Raw genomic sequence first — 18,201 nt, forward strand, 5'->3', positions numbered from 1 at the left:
GCTGCTCGTCCAGGCCGTCCAGAACGGTCTCAGACTTGGCGTCCTCAGCGTGCTCCACGCCGGACATCATCTCGGTCATCAGGTGCACTTCCATGATCGGGAGTTACACCGCTCGTTTTACAGTCCCGGCAGGATGGACGACCGCAATATTGCGTTGCGATTGGGGCGGGCGTGGGGTCTGGTGTGCTTGATCGGCTGGCTCTTGTGGCCTGTTCGTGGCGATGGTTGGGCGGTGGACAGTGAGCAGTGGCGGCGAGGGTGCAGTGCAACAAACTGTCCAGTCGGTTGAGGCCCACGAACAGGCAGCGGTGCTACAGGCTGGCGGGAATCTCACGATTCAGGGTGACGTGGTGGCTGGCGTACCCCGTATGCCGGCTATGGAGTCGATCTCTGCTTCTGCCGAGTTGAGCCGATTCCCTCGTGGGTCGGATCTGTTCATCGGTCGGTCGGACGAGTTGGATCGTCTGGACGCGGCTGTCCGGGGTTCAGGGCGGGCGGTGGTGGTCGCGGTTCACGGGCTGGGCGGGGTAGGCAAAAGCACCCTTTCCGCTCGCTTCATCCATCTCCACGCCGACCGGTACACGATGGTGTGGTGGATCACCGCGGACTCCGCGTCCACGATCGACAGCGGTCTGGCCGACCTGGCCACAGCACTGGCACCACAGACGGCGAACCTGCCGTCGGAGCAGCGCACGGAGTTGGCCGTGCGATGGCTTGCCACTCACACTGGGTGGCTGTTGGTGCTGGATAATCTCACCACGCCCGCCGACGCAGAGCAGCTGTTAGAGCGGGTACGGACCGGCACAATCGTGATTACCAGTCGCCAGGCCAGTGGATGGCGGGACGTCAAGGCGATCCATCTCGACGTTCTATCCCCCAGCGAGGCCGTAGAACTGCTGGGCCGCGTTGTGCGGATAGAGTGGCCAGACGCTGATCTATTCGACGCCGACCGGCTGTGCGAAGAGTTGGGCTGGCTGCCGCTGGCGGTCGAGCAGGCAGGCGCCTATCTCGCTCAGAGTCGCGTCATCCCCACAGCCTACCTGGACCTGCTTCGGCGATATCCGGCACGGATGTTCACCACAACCGCAGAAGGCGGCGACGCCCAACGCACCATGGCCCGCGTCTGGCGCGTCACCCTCGACCGCCTCGCCGATACCCCTTCCGCCGGACGACTGCTACGCAGGCTTGCCTGGCACGCCCCCGAGGGCATCCCTCGCGGACTGATCATCACCACTGCCGGCGAACCAGAGCCTGAAGTCCTCGAAGCGTTGGGCAGGCTAGCCGCCTACAACATGATCACCCTCGGAACCCACACCATCGCCGTGCACCGCTTGGTCCAAGCCGTCACTCGCACACCCGACCCGACCGACCACCACCGTCAGCCAGCGGACATCAACCACGCCCGCGACACCACCGCTGCCGTCCTCTCCCACGTGCTGTCCACGGTCGACCCGGATCAGCCTGGCGACTGGTTCATCATCCGCATGACTCTTCTTCACGCAGCGGTGCTGCTCAACCACACCCCTGCCCACAGTGATACCGAAACACTCTGCGACCTCGCGACACACCTCGGCCGCTATCTCAGGGGTCAGAGCGGCTTCAACGCCGCTATCGCACTGCTCACTCGCGCCTCTCACAGCCTCGAACGCCTCCACGGCCCTGACCACCCGGATACACTCACCTCCCGCAGCAATCTTGCCCGCGCTTATCACTCGGCAGGCGATCTGCAACGAGCGATCGCACTGTCCGAAGCCACGCTCGCTGATCGACAACGGGTGCTGGGACCCAATCACCGGTCCACACTGATGTCGCGCAACAATCTCGCCGGTGTCTACCTTTCGGCAGGTGCCCTGGAACGAGCGATACCACTGTTGGAGGCGAGTCTGTGCGATGCCGAGCGAACCTTGGGACCCGACCACCCAGGCACATTGAACGCCCGCAATAATCTCGCTGGCGCCTATCTCTCGGCAATTGATCTGGAACGAGCGACGTCGTTGTTCGAGGTAGCCCTAGCGGACTATGAGCGAGTGCTAGGACCCGACAACCTGCTCACTTTGGCCGCCCGCAGTAGCCTGGCACGCGCATACGGGTCGGCAAAACGTTGGGAGAGAGCGATCCCGCTGTACGAAGCCGCTTTGGTCGACTGTGAGCGGATATGGGGACCAGGTCATCTGCACACGCTGACCGCTCGCCACGCTCTCGCCAATGCCTACCTCTCGACAGGTTATATGGAACGAGCGATACCACTGTACGAAACGTCCTCTGCTGACGCCGAGCGCCTACTGGGGCCTGATGATCTCAACACGTTGACGGCGCGCACCAACCTCGCCAGCGCTTACCGATCGGCAGGTGACTTGGAGAAGGCGATTCCGCTGTACGAGGCAACCCTGGCTCAGGCCAAACAGGTGCTAGGCCCTGACCATGCGTTGACGAGAGCGATTCGCATGAACGTGTAGAGCGCTGTGCCTGCCGACAACCCTGTACCTGCCGAGAACTCCATCCACGCAGGTAGAGGGCGTGTGAAGCCCAAGAACTCGAAGGGGTCTGCTGCACGAGTAGGTGACAGTGGTAGTCACGCAGCCTTGTACCTGCCGATAACCTTATCCACGCAGGTAGAGGAAGTACGAAGTCCAAGGGGAGTTGAGCGTTCGCGGGCACGGTTGCCATCCGCTGTGACGTCGCCCAGCACGGCATGATGACCGGCTGTGCTGCTCCGACTGGCCTACCTCGGTGTAACCAACGCCTTCGCGTTGCTGCGCCTGCTGCCTACGAGCGACCGGGACAAGGACACAGAGATCCTGGCGCTACGGCATCAGATCATGGTCCTGGAACGCCAACTCGGAGACGCCCGTCCACGGTTCGCCCTCGGCGACCGGGCGTTCCTCGCGGCCATGCTGCACCGACTCCCCGCCGCCACGCTTCGTCGACTCCGCCTACTGGTCCGGCCGGACACGGTGCTGCGCTGGCACCGGGACCTCCTCGCCCGCCGCCACGCAGCCAGATCCCGACCCAAACGGCCCGGCAGACCACGAACCATCCGCTCGATCCGGCTCCTGGTGCTGCGTCTGGCGCGCGAGAATCCCACCTGGGGCTACCGCCGCATCCACGGCGAACTCCTCGTACTCGACATCAAGATCGCCGCCTCCACCGTCTGGCAGATACTCCAGGACGCCGGAATCGACCCGGCACCCAAACGCACCACGACGACGTGGTCAGCCTTCTTCCACTCGCAGGCCGACGCCTGCTGGCCTGCGACTTCTTCGAGACCTCCACGTTGAGCGGCACCCGCCTGTACGTGCTCGCGGTGATCGAGCACGCCAGCCGCAGGATCCGGATCCTGGGCGCCACCGCGCACCCGACCGCCTCCTGGGTCACCCAGGCCGCCAGGAACCTCGCCATGGACCTCGCAGACGAGGGCAGACACGTACGGTTCCTGATCCGAGACCGGGACGGGAAGTTCCCAGCCCTGTTCGACGCCGTCCTCGCCGACGCGAACATCCAGGTCATCCTCAGCGGTGTCCGTATCCCGCGGATGAACGCGATCATGGAACGCTGGATCCACAACTGCCGCCACGAACTCCTCGACCGCACCCTCATCTGGAACCAACCGCACCTACTCCACGCCCTGCACGAGTACGAGAAGTTCTACAACACCCACCGACCCCACCAAGGCATCCACAACGCACGACCACTACACGCCCTACCGCCACCCAACACCGACGAAGCAGCGCTCACCCATCTCGACATCCGCCAACGACAGCGGCTGGGCGGAATCCTCAACGAGTACTACCACGCTGCCTGACCTGCATGGACGACGTTTTCGGCAGGCCGACCGCCCCTGGCCGTTACTCGGGTGCGGATAGCTCAAACGATGACTCCACCACCAGGCTGCCGGTATGAAACCGCTGGTCAGCACTGTTCCCATCCTTTGGTGTTCCCGCCGGGGGCACCCAAAACATGGGCAACATCAACAACGGCCCGGTTGACGATCGAAGATACCTACCGGGCTTGAGCAGGTGCGAGCCACATCGTGGCGTCGCTGCTCGACTGGTTAACACTGAGCTACCGAAAACTCTTGTGACCTACGCCTCTGAAGATCACGATGTGCTACCTCGGTCTGCCATCCCGTTGGGTCCAGACGCAGTGTGCGGTGACTTCGCCGTCTCCTTCGACATTCGCTACGTCTATGACGCGGAAGGCGACCGCGTAGCAGCGGCTCAGGCCAAGGCCATCTCCGCACTCCTGAGCTGGCTATCCACCCGAGCCGACACCACGGCTGATCACATCGACCAGCCGGAGCATCGACCGTCGTAGGCCAGGCCACTACGGAGAGCTACGGACTTGCCCCAACTAATGATCACTCGCCCAACACAACTGCGGCACGAACTTCGTGGAGCGCCACTCGTTGACTCAGAGGCATCCGTAGCGAAGCTCCGCCCTGCACCGATCACGTAGCTAAGATCGAACGCCCCTACGGTTCACCCGTCTAGGTACCACCAAGCACCTAGATAGCCTCCGTAGGTTCGGTTGGCGCTCATACCGGGCGGGAAGGGACCACGTGGACGACCGGCTTCGTGACTTCGGGAAGGGCTCACCGAACTTTGGGCTCTTGTACCGCCACCATCCCTTGCTGTCGATCTACGGTGCCCTCGCCGAGGCGACCGTCTTCACGAACCCGAACTCCTCGCTGGTCCAGGCTGGCCAGTTTGGTGAGGTCCTAGCCGAGGAGCTTGTCGCCCGGATCGGGATGCGGATCGAGGGCGACCGCCAGGTCGACCGCCTGACCGCTCTGACCAGAGCCGGTGTTCTCGTGAGCGAAATCCGCGAGGACTTCGACCAGCTCCGCCGTGACCGGAACACTGCCGCCCACAGGCACCTTTTCGACACCGCGCGCGCGCTGGCCGCCGTACGCACCTGCTACAAGCTTGGCCTTTGGTTCCATAACGCGATCGAGGGCCGTCGGACGGTCGCGGAATTCGTTCCGCCCACGGACCCAGGTGACGACGTGCAGGTCACGGATCCGGCCGAGCTGGCTGAACTGCGCGAAGCCCTGGATGGCCACCGTCAAGCGCTGACACAGGCCCGTATGCGTCTGGCCGAGTCCAACACCGCTCTGGAGGCTGAACGCAAGGCCCGTGCTGAGGCCGAACGCTTGATCGCCAGTGCTGCGGCTAACAAGGAGGCGCTACTCGCTCAGGTCGAGCAGCTGAGCAGTCAGATAGATGAGCTCAGGAGCACCCAACACGCGCGATATGAGGAAGCTCGCAAGCAGCCGCGCCAGGTCGACGCCCAGCGCCGAGACGCGATCGTCCACCGAGCGCAGCGCCCCGCGCCACTCAACGAGGTGCAGGCTCGCGACGCAATCGACGGGATGCTGCTTGCATGCGGCTGGCTCGTCCAGGACCGTGACCAAGTGAACCCGCTTGATGGCCAAGGTGTGGCCGTCCGCGAGTTCACCCTCGCCACCGGCCGGGCCGATTACGTTCTCTACGTAGACGCCAAGATCGTCGGTGTCGTGGAAGCCAAGCGCGAAGGTGATCACCTCTCCAGCGCTGTCGAGCAGAACGACCGGTATGCGGCCGGGGTGCTGAAGGAACATCGGCTCGCCGTCTGGCGGGAGAGCGAGCCCTTCGCCTTCCGTTACGCCACGACGGGTACCGAGACCTACTTCATCAACCGTCTCGACCCGGACGCCCGGTCACGTGAGGTCTTCGCCTTCCACCGCCCCGAGACGATTGCGGACTGGATGCGCCGTGCTGAGGAGGCACCTGCCGTGCCTACCTTGCGGGCTGCCCTGCGCAGACTCCCGGTGCTTGAGCCGAATGGACTGCGCTTGGCGCAGGTAGACGCGATCACCGGCCTTGAGGAGTCTCTGGCCCATGATCGGCGGCGGGCGCTGATCCAGATGGCCACCGGTGCGGGTAAGACCTTCACTGCGGTGGCCCAGACCTATCGGCTGCTCAAGCACGCCAAGGCGCGGCGGGTTCTGTTCCTCGTCGACCGCAACAACCTGGGCAAGCAGGCTTACGACGAGTTTCGCAAGTTCACCACACCCGATGACGGGCGCAAACTGTCGGACATCTACAACGTAGACCGGCTCGGCGCCGCAGGGCTTCAGGACACCTCGTCAGTCGTCATCTGCACGATCCAGAAGATGTACTCGCTGCTACGCAACGAAGCACTCGTCGACGACGATCCCTCGGATGAGGCTGTAGACAGCCTGGCCTACGAGGACACCTACGCCACGGACCAACCGATCGATGTCTCCTACAATCCCGCGGTGCCGATCGAGTCCTTCGATCTGATCATCGTGGACGAGTGCCACCGCTCGATCTACGGCCTGTGGCGGGGAGTGCTGGAGTACTTCGACGCGCACTTGGTCGGCCTGACCGCCACCCCGACGCTACAGACACTCGGCTTCTTCGGCCGCAACCTGGTCTCCGAGTACACCTATCCGCAAGCGGTCGCAGACGGGGTGAACGTCGACTTCGACGTCGTGCGGATGCGAACGGATCTAAGAGAGAAGGGTGCGGCAACGATCGAGGCCGGTACAACCGTTCGCGTCAAGGACCGCAAGACCCGACGGCAGCGCTATCAGGAACTGGCCGACGACTTCACGTACACGACTGGGCAAATCGGCCGGACGGTGGTCACGGTCGACGAGATCAGGGCGGTCCTCATCGCCTACCGGGACAACTGGCGGCGCTGGTTCCCGGGTCGAACCGAGTTGCCGAAGACCTTGATCTTCGCCATCGGTGAAGACCATGCCGAGGATGTCCTCGCGCAGGTCAAGGACGTGTTCGGGCGCGGAGACGACTTCGCGAAGAAGATCACGTACAAGAGTCGTCAGGCTGGCGAGGACCCGGACGAACTGATCCGGACGTTGCGGACCTCACCCCGCCTGCGGGTCGCCGTCACGGTGGACATGATCGCCACCGGTACCGACATCAAGGCGCTGGAGTGTGTGATCTTCATGCGCGAAGTCCGTAGCGCGGTGCTGTTCGAGCAGATGAAGGGCCGCGGCGCTCGAACCATCGATCCGACGGAGCTCCAAGAGGTCACCCCGGACGCGGGCGACTCAGTGCGCAAAGACCGTTTCGTGCTCGTGGACGCGGTTGGCGTGACGGACTCTCCACTGGTCGATGCGAGGCCGCTGGTACCAGCAGGCGAGCGGCAGATCTCCTTGGCAAAGCTGCTCGATAAAGCCGGTACGAAGTCGATCAGCGCGAGTGAGGCCGAGATCATGGCGGGGCGGCTGGCGCGCCTCAACCAGCAGCTGACTGAGGAGGAGCGGGACCTACTGACCCGGGCAGCGGGCGGACGGACTCTGTCAGAGATTGCAGGCGCCATCGTCAAGGCGGTAGACCCCGATCGGCAGGAGCGAGCGCTGGAGGAGGGGGGTCAGGCTGCGGCCCGCCACTTGATCGAAAACGCGATCGCCCCGCTAACCGAGCATCCAGAGCTGCGACGGCACATAATCGAGATCCGGCGAGACAAGGACTACCTGTTCGACGAGTTCACCCCTGTCGAGGTGACCGACTTGATCGAGATCCCGCGTGAGGAGCGGGCCAGGGAGCAGGTCGACAGGTGGAGCCGACTCCTGAAAGAGCACCGTGACCGGCTCGCCGCCATCGATATCGCATTGACCAGTCCCCGCTCTGTGTCGCCTGCGGAGGCATACGCGGCGTTGAAGGAACTCGCACAAGAAATCCGGCGCCCGGACTACGCATGGACCCCGCAGTCGCTATGGGTGTTCTACGAGGACTTGGGCAAAGCAATCCACTACTCGGGGAAAGAAGCGGGCGTGCCTGACCTCATCTCCCTCATCCGGTTTGAACTGGGCGTAGACGACGAACTGAAGCCGTACCGGTCGCTGGTGGAGGAACGCCTTGAAGGGTGGCTGCTGAAGCAGCGTCAGGCGGGAGTAGACTTCTCCGACGAGCAGCTGTGGTGGCTGCGCGCCATCGGCGACGTGGTGGCGAGCGACGTCGGCATCAGCCCGGCCGAGCTCAACGCCGAACCCTTCAAAGGCAAGGGCGGCGGGCGAGGCTTCGCACACGCTTTTGCAGGGCGGAATGTCCGAGCTTTGTTGAGTGATTTGAATCGAGAGCTGGCTTGAACGGGTTGAGAGACGTGGCACTTCCGGCCGGATGGACCTGGGCCACATTGGGTGATGTAGCCACGTGGGGCAGCGGCGGAACCCCCAAGAGTGGCGTCTCCCACTACTACGGCGGAGATATCCCGTGGGTAGTCAGCGGCGACCTGAACGACAAGCCAATCTACACAGTGACGTCAACCATTACCACCGATGGCCTAAACTCAAGCTCTGCAAAATGGGTTCCCGAGGGATCCGTCTTGATCGCCATGTACGGTGCGACGATCGGTAAACTAGCTATCGCCGAACGACCGCTCACCACCAATCAAGCAGTAGCGTTTGCAACCCCACACCAGAAGCTCATCGACAAGAAGTTTCTATTTTGGTACTTGCGATCACAGCGTGAAGATCTCAGAAAAACCGGAAAAGGCGGGGCGCAACCAAATATCAGCCAGACAATCCTAAAAGCATGGCCCATCCCTATACCTCCACTCGCGGAGCAGCATCGCATCGTCGAGGTTATCGAAGACCACCTCTCCCGCCTCGACACTGCCGAGCGGCTGGTCAACTTTACTATTTCTCGGGCCCGTCGCCTCAGGGAGTCAGTCTCGTCAATTACGCTTGGCTACAGCGTGCCCAGCGGTAAACCTTCCGCGTCACCTCCTGCGCCAAGTGGAACAGACGATGGGCTACTCCCCAATGTTCCACCAAGTTGGTCATGGAAGCGCCTAGAGGAAATCGCTGACATCGTAGGTGGGGTAACCAAGGACAAGAAGAAGCAGTCGGACCCGTCTCTTCCAGAAGTCCCGTACCTCCGCGTAGCAAATGTCCAACGTGGTAAACTGGACCTCTCTGAAGTCTCAGTCATCCGAGTTCCCGAAGCCAAAGCACTTCAACTCGCCCTAAAAGACGGGGACGTACTCCTAAATGAGGGCGGAGATCGAGACAAACTGGGACGTGGCTGGGTTTGGGAAAATCAAATACCCGGTGCCATCCATCAGAATCATGTCTTCCGTGCGCGAATTCGCAACAGAACCATTCATCCAAAGTTGCTCTCATGGTACGCAAACAACACCGCTCGCTGGTTTGAGATCAATGGTAAGCAAAGCGTAAACCTTGCCTCGATCAGCCTATCGAAGATCAAGCAGCTACCCGTTCCGATCCCTCCGCTTGACGAACAGGGCACGATCGTGGAACGCATCGAGGATCAGCTCTCAGTGCTAGATGCGGCTGTGAGTCTTTCGCAACAGGCACTGATAAAAGCCAAGATTCTTCGTCGTTCCCTCCTCAACCGCGCCTTCACCGGCCAACTCGTCCTGCAGGACCCTGCCGAGGAGCCATCATCTGCGCTCCTAGACCGCATCCGTGCCGAACGTGAGAACCAGGGCAGCAAGTCGAAGAAGTCAACCCGCCGCCCTCGTCGAACTACGATCTCCAAAAATGCGCTATCTCTGCCTCTAACGTCAACTCCCCCTCTTGCCAAGACCGTTCAGCAGGAGCTTCCGCTGTGACCCTCGCATCCCCCACTCAGGCTCACGCGCAGACCACTAGCCTGGTCGCCAAGCTCTGGAACTACTGCAATGTCCTTCGGGACAACGGGCTGTCCACTATTGAGTACGTTGAGCAACTCTCGTACTTGCTCTTCCTCAAAATGGCCGACGAGATTGCCTCCGACCCGTTCACCGAGCAAGAGGCCAAGACTGTCGTACCGGCATCGTACGGCTGGAAGTCGCTCACCCGCCTCAAGGGCATCGACCTTGAAGTCCATTACCGCACAACCCTCGAAGTGCTCGCAAAGAACCCTGGCACCACCCTTGGCACGATCTTCGCCAAGTCGCAGAACCGCATCACCGAGCCCGCACTCCTCGAAAAGCTCGTTGTCGATCTAATTGGCAAAGAGGATTGGACGATCCAGGGAACTGACCTCAAGGGCGATGCCTACGAGGGTCTGCTCGCCAAGGGCGCTGAAGACACCAAGACTGGGGCTGGTCAGTACTTCACACCCCGCGCACTGATCGACGCCATGGTCGATGTGATGCAGCCGCAGCCCGACGACACGATCACCGACCCTGCCTGCGGCACCGGTGGCTTCCTCATCGCCGCGCACCACTACATCCGCGAGAACCACATGCGGGATCTCTCCCGCGAGCAGCGCCTCGCGCTCGGGTCCGGCAAGATCTGGGGTAACGAGCTGGTCACCGGCACGGCCCGCCTCGCCGCCATGAACATGCTGCTGCATGGTATCGGTGACGCCGACGGCCCTTCACTCATCACCGTGGGTGATGCCCTCGCCGAACAGCCTCGTCGGCACGCCTCCCTGGTCTTCGCCAACCCGCCCTTCGGTAAGAAGTCCGCGATCACCGTCGTCGGCACGGATGGCAAGGCGGAGAGGGAGGACATCTCCTACGAGCGGGATGACTTCCGTGCCACCACCACCAACAAGCAGATCAACTTCCTTCAGCACATCATGTCTTTGCTGGAGATGAACGGCCGAGCTGCTGTTGTCCTCCCGGACAACGTGCTCTTCGAAGGCGGTGCGGGCGAGAAGGTGCGACGCCGCCTGCTTGAAGAATTCGATCTGCACACCATCCTGCGTCTGCCCACCGGCATCTTCTACGCGGGCGGCGTCAAGGCAAACGTCCTGTTCTTCGAAAAGAAGCCGCCCCGCAGCGGCGGGGCGCCCAACACCTCGAAGCTCTGGGTGTACGACTTCCGTACTGCCAAGCACTTCACCCTCAAACAGCACCCGCTGGGCCGAGCGGATCTGGACGAATTCGTCGAGGCGTATCTGCCAGGCAAACCGCGCAACGAGCGGATGGAGTCGGAGCGCTTCAAGTCCTTCGACTACGAGGAACTCATCGCTCGTGACAAGGTCAACCTAGACATCACCTGGATGAAGGACCCGGCGTTCGACGACGCCGACAGCCTGCTGCCTCCTGAGGTGATCGCACAGGAGATCGTCGAGGACCTTCAGGCCGCACTGAGCGAGTTCGCCGCCATCGCGGAGGCACTCGGTGGTGAAATTCCAGCCGACATCGATGCAGTCTCGCCAGGTGAAGCAGAGTGACGCCAATCGAGTTGCCTCGCCCTGCTCGTACCCGCATCGTGATGCCAATCGATCGACGGGATGGAGAGCCCGATGACCAATACACATCCGCAGACACGCGAGTTCCGGGCGTTCCTGAACAACATCGATTACGCGCGGAAGATGATCTTGGCAGGTCGCAGCCTGGCCGCTTTCCAGTCTCCCATCATCGACATTGGCGACTTCTACCGGGCCGCGTGGGTACAGGCTGTCAGTGCCATCGACCACTGGTTCCATGAGGAGCTGTACCGCCGAGTCGCTGAGCTGACCGCTGAGGACGGCCCCACGATGCCCTACCAGCTCACTAAGTTTGAGCTGCCGCTGGTGAAGGTGGAGGAGGTACGGCGGGGCACTACCACGCTCGCTGAGGCCGTCTCGGAGCACGTCAGGGCGAAGTGGTCGAACGCAGCCCTTCAGAATCCACGCAAGATCAGTGAGGCACTCAAGCTGGTCTCAGAGGAAGACATCTGGGCCAAGGCGGCAGCTAAGCTGAACGAGTGGAACCACGGTAGAACGTCCATGAGCGCGCAAACTCTGAAACAGCAGTACAACTCCATCACTGAGCGCCGTAACACGATCGCCCATGACGCTGACTTGCTGGACGGTGACCTCAAGCGCCGGCGCCCTATCTCGGACGCGGAGGCTACGGACGCCGTCGACTGGATCGAGCGAATCGCCCTCGCCATCGCTCACGTCCTCGGGTAGAGGCTCGTCATCGGCGCTCGGCCAGCATGGGGTGTCCGGGACCGCAGTCGCTGCTGGTGAGCGCCCGCAACTCACGTACCCGAGATCCCTGGGTTGTGCCGGTTCGCATCCCAAGACACGAACCGGCACGATCAGCGCCACAGGAAGCAGCCGGTCAGGACGACAGCAACCTGTGTTGCAGGTTCGAATCCTGCCGAGGATTCGAACCTGCGCAGCCATTCGACATGCTGTACCCCCGCCCATTCGGCGGCGGCATGGACGTCCGGGTGCTCCGACGTGGCAGTCAGTCGAACGGGCCGATGTGCCGTAGTGCGCCGCTGCAACGCCGTGCCGTCGCCACCGCGGCGACCGACGGGTACGTGTGATCCGCAGTCTGCGTCCGATCGCGTCGGTTCAGGTCACTGGGCGGCCGTATCGGCAGATCAGGGCGCGTTCAGGACGCTCGGCGCACAGTGGAAGCGGTTCACCCCAACGGGTGGCGTTTGGCGTCGGTTGGCCGGATTCACCCGTTCGGGACGACCCCATTTGGCGATGGTCAAAGGTCTGGAGCGACCCGCTCCTGATTTCGCTCCTAAACAGTGTTCACCAAGATCACAAAGTTACCGTTCCGCGACCAAATGAAGATCGACACCGGCGCACGAAAAAGCCCGCTGACCTGGGCTTTCATCCAGATCGAGCGGGCTTCTTCAGACCGTCGGGACGACAGGATTTGAACCTGCGACCCCTTGACCCCCAGTCAAGTGCGCTACCAAACTGCGCCACGTCCCGGCCGCATCCCGTTGTGGGGTGCGCGCATAGCTTAGCGCACTCACAACCGACCCCCGACGCGACCCCCCAGGTTGGTCGATCAGGCTTCCCACCTGCGAAAACGGCAGGGGCCCGCGTGTCGCGGGCCCCTGGTCCCCTCGGTCTCGCCGTTCCCCCCGGGTCGACGCCTCGCGACCCACTATGCGTTTGCCGGGTTTCGTGCACTACCGCCGAAAGTCGAGTCATCTGCGTCAACTTTCGACGGACCGGCCGGTAGGGTCGCGTCGATCGCGAAGCCGCCGTCGGCCCGTGCCGCAGTGGTCAGGGTGCCGCCCGCCTGGGTCACGCGTTCCTTCAGGCCGTGCAGGCCGTGGCCGCCCTCGACCGACGGGGATGCCGGGGACGCCGGGCGGTCGTTGGTCACGGTTACGCGGAGACGACCGTCCTGTTGAGACAGTCGCACGTGGACAGAGGCGTCGGGGGCGTGCTTGGTCACGTTGGTCAGGGCCTCTTGAACCACGCGGTAGGCGGCGCGGCCCGTGGCGGGTGGTGGGGGATGTTCGCTGCGGTCTTCGTAGTGGACGGTCAGGCCGGCTGCACGCGCGCGCTCGATGAGGGATTCGATGCCGTTGAAGCCCGGGCTCGGCTCGGTGTTCAGGAGGCCCAGTGCCGCACGCATCTCGGCCAGCGCTTCCTTCGCCAACGCACGCAGGCGCATCGCCGTGTCACGGGTCGTGACGTCCTCCGTGGTGGCGGCCAGTGCTGCCGACTCGACCGCGATAAGCGTGGCGTGATGACCTACGGCGTCGTGGATCTCGCGGGCGATCCGGGCACGTTCCGCCGCACGCGCGCCGTCCTCGCGGGCCTCCACCTCGGCGATCCGGGCCCGGGACGCCTCGGCCAGGCTCGCGGTCAGCTCGCGCCTCGTCGTGATCAGCGCCCCGAGAGCGGTGGGAGCACCGGCCACGAAGAGGCTGAACGCGAACGTCAGGAGCGCGGCGCCGGGAGCCAGGCCCTGGCTGACGACCACCACCGTGGACGGCAGCACGGTCGCCACCGCCACCCACGTGATCATCACCGGCACGGTGGACTTGCGGCCGATGCGGTACAGCGCGACGACCGTGGGCGGCAGGCCCAGGCCACCGACCAGGCCGGGCAGGCACGCCAGCACCGCGACCGACGGCCGCCAACGGCGCACCGGCAGCAGCGCGCACGCCGCCAGCGCCGCAGGAATTGACCACGTGTACGGGACGTGGTCGGCCAGCAGGACCATCGCGGCGGGCACCACGACGGCCAGGACCTCCAGGACGATCACCACGTGCCCACCTGGTGCGCGACGAGGGCGGCTTGGACGCGGTTCTCCACGCCGAGCTTCGTGAGCACGGTGGACACGTAGCTCTTCACCGTCGCCTCGCTGAGGCCGAGCGCCCCGGCGATGGCGCTGTTCGGCTGCCCGCTCGCCAGCAGGTCGAGCACCTGCCGCTCACGCGCGCTCAGGCCGTCGAGCTGCGGGCTCCGCCGCAACCGGGCGGCACGCATCCTGGGCAGCAGCCGGGCGGTGATCCGGGGGTCGAGCACGGCTCCCCCGGCGGCCAGGTCGAGCACGGCGCGCACCAGGGCGTCCGGCTCGGCGTCCTTGAGCAGGAAGCCCTGCGCGCCGAGCTCCAACGCCGTGGTCACGTAGTCGTCCAGGTCGAACGTCGTCAGCACGGCCAGCGCGGGCGGGTCGGGCCAACCGAGCAGGGCACGCAACGCGGCCAGCCCGTCCATGCCCGGCATCTGCACGTCGACCAGCGCCACGTCCGGCCGGCACCGGCGGACGGCCTCCAGCAGGCCGGCGCCGTCCGCGGCTTCCGCCACGACCTCGACCCGGCCGTCCGCTTCGAGCAGGACCTTCAATCCTCGACGGAGCAGCGCTTCATCGTCGGCGAGGACCAATCGCACCGGCACGACGACAGGCAACCGCATTCCGCCTGCCGGAGCAACCCACCGCGACGAACGGTCCCCGACCGGCCGATCACTTCTTCGCGCGCTTCTCCCGCACGCGCACCGAGATGCGCACCGGGCTGCCCTGGAAGTCGAACTCCTCGCGCAGCTTGCGCTCGATGAACCGCCGGTACCCCGCCTCCAGGAACCCGGTCGTGAACAGCACGAACGTCGGCGGACGCGTGGCGGCCTGGGTGGCGAACAGCACCTTCGGCTGCTTGCCGCTGCGCACCGGCGGCGGGGTGGCGGCGATCAGGTCGCTCAGCCACGAGTTCAGCCGGCCGGTCGGCACGCGGGTGTCCCAGGAGTTCAACGCGGTCCGCAGCGCGGGCGCGAGCTTGCGCACCGCGCGTCCCGTCAACGCCGAGATGTTCACCTTCTCCGCCCACGGCACCCGGACCAGCCCGCGCTCCAGCTCGCGCACCATCGCGTGGCGCCGGTCCTCGTCCACGAGGTCCCACTTGTTGAACGCCAGCACGCACGCACGCCCCGAGTCCACGACCATCGTCAGCACCCGCAGGTCCTGCTCGCTGATCGGCTCGGACGCGTCCAGCAGCACGATCGCCACCTCGGCGGACTCGATCGCGGCCTTCGTGCGCAGCGACGCGTAGTACTCGGCGCCGGACGCGAAGTTGACCCGCTTGCGCAGCCCGGCGGTGTCGACGAACCGCCACACCTCGTCGTCCAGCTCGACCAGCGAGTCGACCGGGTCGACGGTGGTGCCCGCGACGTCGTGCACGACCGAGCGGTCCTCCCCGCTCAGCCGGTTGAGCAGGGACGACTTGCCGACGTTCGGCCGGCCGACCAGAGCGACGCGGCGTGGCCCGCCGCGGACGGCCTCGTAGGTCTCGCGGGGCGTCTCGGGCAGGGCCTTGAGGATCGCGTCGAGCATGTCGCCGGAACCGCGGCCGTGCAGGCCGGACACCGGGATCGGCTCGCCGAGGCCGAGCGACCACAGCGACGCGACCTCGGACATCAGCCGCTCGTCGTCGACCTTGTTGGCGACCAGCAGCACGGGCCGCTTCGACCGGCGCAGCAGCTTGACGGCGGCCTCGTCGTTGGTGGTCGCGCCGACGGAGGCGTCGACCACGAACAGGATCGCGTCCGCGGTGGCCATGGCCAGTTCCGCCTGCGCGGCGACGGCGGCCATCATGCCGACCGCGTCGGGCTCCCAGCCGCCGGTGTCGACGACGGTGAACTTGCGGCCGTTCCACAGCGCGTCGTAGGCGACCCGGTCGCGGGTCACGCCGGGCACGTCCTGCACGACCGCCTCACGTCGGCCGATGATGCGGTTGACCAGGGTCGACTTGCCCACGTTGGGGCGGCCGACCACGGCCAGCACGGGCATCGGCGGCGCGCCGCCCTCCTCGCCCTCCACCGTCTCGTCGAACGCGGTCCAGTCGGACTCGTCCGCCCAGGTGCCGTCCAAGTCCGTCATCTGACTTCTCCTCGCTGACTGTCGAGCTCGGCCACCAGCGTGGCCAAGCGGTCGCGGACCTGCTCGGTGGCCTTCACGAGCGCCTGGCGACCCTTGTCGCTCGGCAGCTCGAACGGCTCACCCACGAGCACGTCCACCACGGGCCGGAACCGCCGTCGGGTTCCGGGCGGGCGCAGGGTGCCCCGGCACGCGACGGGCACGACGACCGCGCCGGTCGAGCGGGCGAGCCACGCCGCGCCGGCCTGCGCCTCGGCCACGTCGCCCGCGCCGCGGGTGCCCTCGGGGAACACGCCCACCACGCCGCCGGCCCGCAGCACCTGCTGCGCGGCGAGCAGCGGCGCCCGGTCGGGCGCGCCGCGCCGCACGGCCAGCTGGCCGATCTTGCGCAGCAGCGTGCCCACCACGCCCTTGAACATCTCCTGCTTGATCAAGAAAACCACGCGCCGGGGCAGGAGGCCGAACAGGATCGGACCGTCCGCCATCGAGCTGTGGTTGGCCACGACGACCACGGGACCTTCGAGCGGTATGCGGGAGACGCCGCGCGCCCGCACGCGGAACAGTGCCCGCAGCGGTCCACGCCCGATCCACCGGCCGACGTCGTGCAGCCGGGGCGCCGCCCCCTCGGGGAGCTGTCCGGTCACCCGCGCACCCGTCCGCTCGGCTGGGCCAGCAGCCCGTTGGCGTCCACCAGGTCGAGCAACGCGGCCAGCGTGCCCGGGAGGTCGAGCGACGTCGTGTCGAGCACGACCGCGTCCTCGGCGGCGCGCAACGGCGACACCGCGCGTGACGAGTCGTAGGCGTCACGCCGCTGCACGTCGGCGAGCGTGGCGTCCAGCGTGGACTCGCGGCCGGAGGCGCTGTCCTGCTTGGCGCGGCGCTGGGCGCGGGCCTCGGCGTCGGCCGTCAGGTAGACCTTGAGCGGCGCGTCGGGCACGACGGCGGTGCCGATGTCCCGGCCTTCCACCACGATGCCGCCCGCCTGCGCCAACGCTTCCGCGATGATCCGGCGCTGCTCGGCGACGAGCAGCTCGCGCACCGCGGGCACGGCCGACACCGGCGACACGGCCAGCGTGACCTCGGGGCCGCGGATCTCGGCGCCGACGTCCGCGCCGTCGAGGAACGTGGTCGAGTGGTCCGGGTCGGTGCCCTGCACGACCAGCGCGGCGCTCGCGACCTCGGCGACCTCGGCCGCGTCGACGAGGTCCACGCCGGCGCGCAGCACGGCCAACGTCACCGCGCGGTACATCGCGCCGGTGTCGAGGTAACGCGCACCGAGAGCGGCCGCGAGCCGGCGCGCCGCGGAGGACTTGCCGGTGCCGGAGGGCCCGTCGAGGGCCACCACGCCACGCAGCTCACCGTGTTCCACGGGGTTTCCTCCTCAACGCGACGACGGTCGTCGACCTCCAATTGTGCCTGGTGCGGCCCGTCACACCCGCATCAGGGCCAGTCGGCCCCGTCGACGGGCAGCCTGTGGACTACTCGCCGGCAACCGGGCGACGCCGTGCCCGGTCGACCGCGGCGGCCGAGACCTCGTCACCCTCGGCCCGCAGCCCGGCGACCACCCCGTCGACGTCGACCGCGGACCGGTTCTGGCTGAGCTTCCACTTGGCCTCGACCCGGGTGATGGCCACCTCGACCCCCACCACGGCGCGCAACTGCCCGGCGATGAACTTCCCCGGCGCGTCGTCCACCGCCCAGGGCCGCTCGCGACCGGCTTCGTGCTTCCCGGTCAACTCCCGCACCGCCCGTTCGACCCAGTCGGGGTCGTCGTGGAACGCGACCTGGCCGTAGACGTGCGCGGTGATGTAGTTCCACGTGGGCACGACCCGCCCGTGCTCGGCCTTGCCCGGGTACCAGGACGGCGAGACGTAGGCGTCCGGCCCGCGCACGATGACCAGCCCTTCCCCCACCGCGGGAAGCCGCCAGTGCTCGTTGTTGCGGGCCAGGTGCCCTCGCAGCACCCCGGCACCCTCGTCGTAGGCGAACGGCAGGAACGTGGCGACCAGGCCCCGATCGGTCGCGGTGATCAGGTCGGCCGCGCCGTGCCGCCGGAGCAGGTCACGGACGGAGTCGTCGTCGGGCGCGAAGTGAGCGGGCACGTACACGCGACCAGCGTGGTCTCCGAAGTGGCATCAGGAAATAGCC

The 18,201-nt window shown here is 65.6% G+C and carries 14 protein-coding genes and 1 tRNA gene; 8 read left to right on the plus strand and 7 right to left on the minus strand.

From position 1 onward, the window contains the following. Window positions 1-239 precede the first annotated feature (239 nt). From fxsT to LNK82_RS47175, 8 genes are all read left to right on the plus strand, one after another. Window positions 240-2,456, plus strand: coding sequence for an FxSxx-COOH system tetratricopeptide repeat protein (gene fxsT / locus LNK82_RS35330; protein WP_230571278.1), 2,217 nt, complete (start codon window positions 240-242; stop codon window positions 2,454-2,456). Between the two features lie 249 nt (window positions 2,457-2,705). After that, window positions 2,706-3,278, plus strand: a complete 573-nt coding sequence (locus tag LNK82_RS35335; protein ID WP_230571279.1) for a helix-turn-helix domain-containing protein — start codon at window positions 2,706-2,708, stop codon at window positions 3,276-3,278. A 17-nt stretch (window positions 3,279-3,295) separates the two neighbouring features. Next, window positions 3,296-3,802 (plus strand): integrase core domain-containing protein, encoded by a 507-nt coding sequence (locus LNK82_RS35340; RefSeq protein ID WP_230571280.1) that lies wholly within the window; start codon window positions 3,296-3,298, stop codon window positions 3,800-3,802. A gap of 756 nt (window positions 3,803-4,558) precedes the next feature. Then, a complete protein-coding gene (locus tag LNK82_RS35345) occupies window positions 4,559-8,119 on the plus strand; it encodes a DEAD/DEAH box helicase family protein (RefSeq protein ID WP_230571281.1) in 3,561 nt (1,186 codons plus the stop codon). 14 nt (window positions 8,120-8,133) lie between these two features. Next, a complete protein-coding gene (locus LNK82_RS35350) occupies window positions 8,134-9,606 on the plus strand; it encodes a restriction endonuclease subunit S (RefSeq protein WP_230571282.1) in 1,473 nt (490 codons plus the stop codon). Continuing rightward, window positions 9,603-11,162 carry a class I SAM-dependent DNA methyltransferase gene (locus tag LNK82_RS35355; RefSeq protein WP_230571283.1) on the plus strand — a complete coding sequence of 520 codons (1,560 nt, stop codon included), beginning with the start codon at window positions 9,603-9,605 and terminating at the stop codon, window positions 11,160-11,162. The genes LNK82_RS35350 and LNK82_RS35355 overlap by 4 nt, the downstream gene beginning before the upstream one ends. Window positions 11,163-11,234: 72 nt before the next feature. Next, window positions 11,235-11,885, plus strand: coding sequence for a hypothetical protein (locus LNK82_RS35360; protein ID WP_230571284.1), 651 nt, complete (start codon window positions 11,235-11,237; stop codon window positions 11,883-11,885). Window positions 11,886-12,463: 578 nt separating this feature from the next. Next, entirely contained in the window at window positions 12,464-12,598 is a 135-nt protein-coding gene (locus tag LNK82_RS47175; protein WP_268997617.1) for a hypothetical protein, read from the plus strand. Here the strand turns inward: LNK82_RS47175 and LNK82_RS35365 are convergent. From LNK82_RS35365 to LNK82_RS35395, 7 genes are all read right to left on the minus strand, one after another. After that, window positions 12,580-12,653 (minus strand) — tRNA-Pro (locus tag LNK82_RS35365). The two genes, LNK82_RS47175 and LNK82_RS35365, sit on opposite strands and share 19 nt — an antisense overlap. 178 nt (window positions 12,654-12,831) lie before the next feature. Beyond that, window positions 12,832-13,950, minus strand: coding sequence for a sensor histidine kinase (locus tag LNK82_RS35370; protein WP_230571285.1), 1,119 nt, complete (start codon window positions 13,948-13,950; stop codon window positions 12,832-12,834). Continuing rightward, window positions 13,944-14,600 carry a response regulator gene (locus LNK82_RS35375; protein ID WP_230571286.1) on the minus strand — a complete coding sequence of 219 codons (657 nt, stop codon included), beginning with the start codon at window positions 14,598-14,600 and terminating at the stop codon, window positions 13,944-13,946. Before LNK82_RS35375 ends, LNK82_RS35370 begins: the two co-directional genes overlap by 7 nt. Window positions 14,601-14,649: 49 nt before the next feature. After that, window positions 14,650-16,056, minus strand: a complete 1,407-nt coding sequence (der, locus tag LNK82_RS35380) for a ribosome biogenesis GTPase Der (RefSeq protein WP_230571287.1) — start codon at window positions 16,054-16,056, stop codon at window positions 14,650-14,652. Next, window positions 16,053-16,697: a lysophospholipid acyltransferase family protein gene (locus LNK82_RS35385; protein WP_230571288.1), complete on the minus strand. Its 645-nt coding sequence runs from the start codon at window positions 16,695-16,697 to the stop codon at window positions 16,053-16,055. The genes der and LNK82_RS35385 overlap by 4 nt, the downstream gene beginning before the upstream one ends. Next, window positions 16,694-17,422, minus strand: a complete 729-nt coding sequence (cmk, locus tag LNK82_RS35390) for a (d)CMP kinase (protein WP_230571289.1) — start codon at window positions 17,420-17,422, stop codon at window positions 16,694-16,696. The genes LNK82_RS35385 and cmk overlap by 4 nt, the downstream gene beginning before the upstream one ends. 109 nt (window positions 17,423-17,531) lie before the next feature. Then, a complete protein-coding gene (locus LNK82_RS35395) occupies window positions 17,532-18,161 on the minus strand; it encodes an FMN-binding negative transcriptional regulator (protein ID WP_230571290.1) in 630 nt (209 codons plus the stop codon). Between the last annotated feature and the right edge of the window lie 40 nt (window positions 18,162-18,201).

The organism is Saccharothrix luteola, assembly GCF_020859565.1.
Lineage (GTDB): Bacteria > Actinomycetota > Actinomycetes > Mycobacteriales > Pseudonocardiaceae > Actinosynnema > Actinosynnema luteola.

Coding starts and splice junctions, on each gene's coding strand:
- LNK82_RS35360 (WP_230571284.1), top strand. CDS start 11,235: ATGACCAATACACATCCGCAGACACGCGAGTTCCGGGCGTTCCTGAAC.
- LNK82_RS35375 (WP_230571286.1), bottom strand. CDS start 14,600: ATGCGGTTGCCTGTCGTCGTGCCGGTGCGATTGGTCCTCGCCGACGAT.
- der (WP_230571287.1), bottom strand. CDS start 16,056: ATGACGGACTTGGACGGCACCTGGGCGGACGAGTCCGACTGGACCGCG.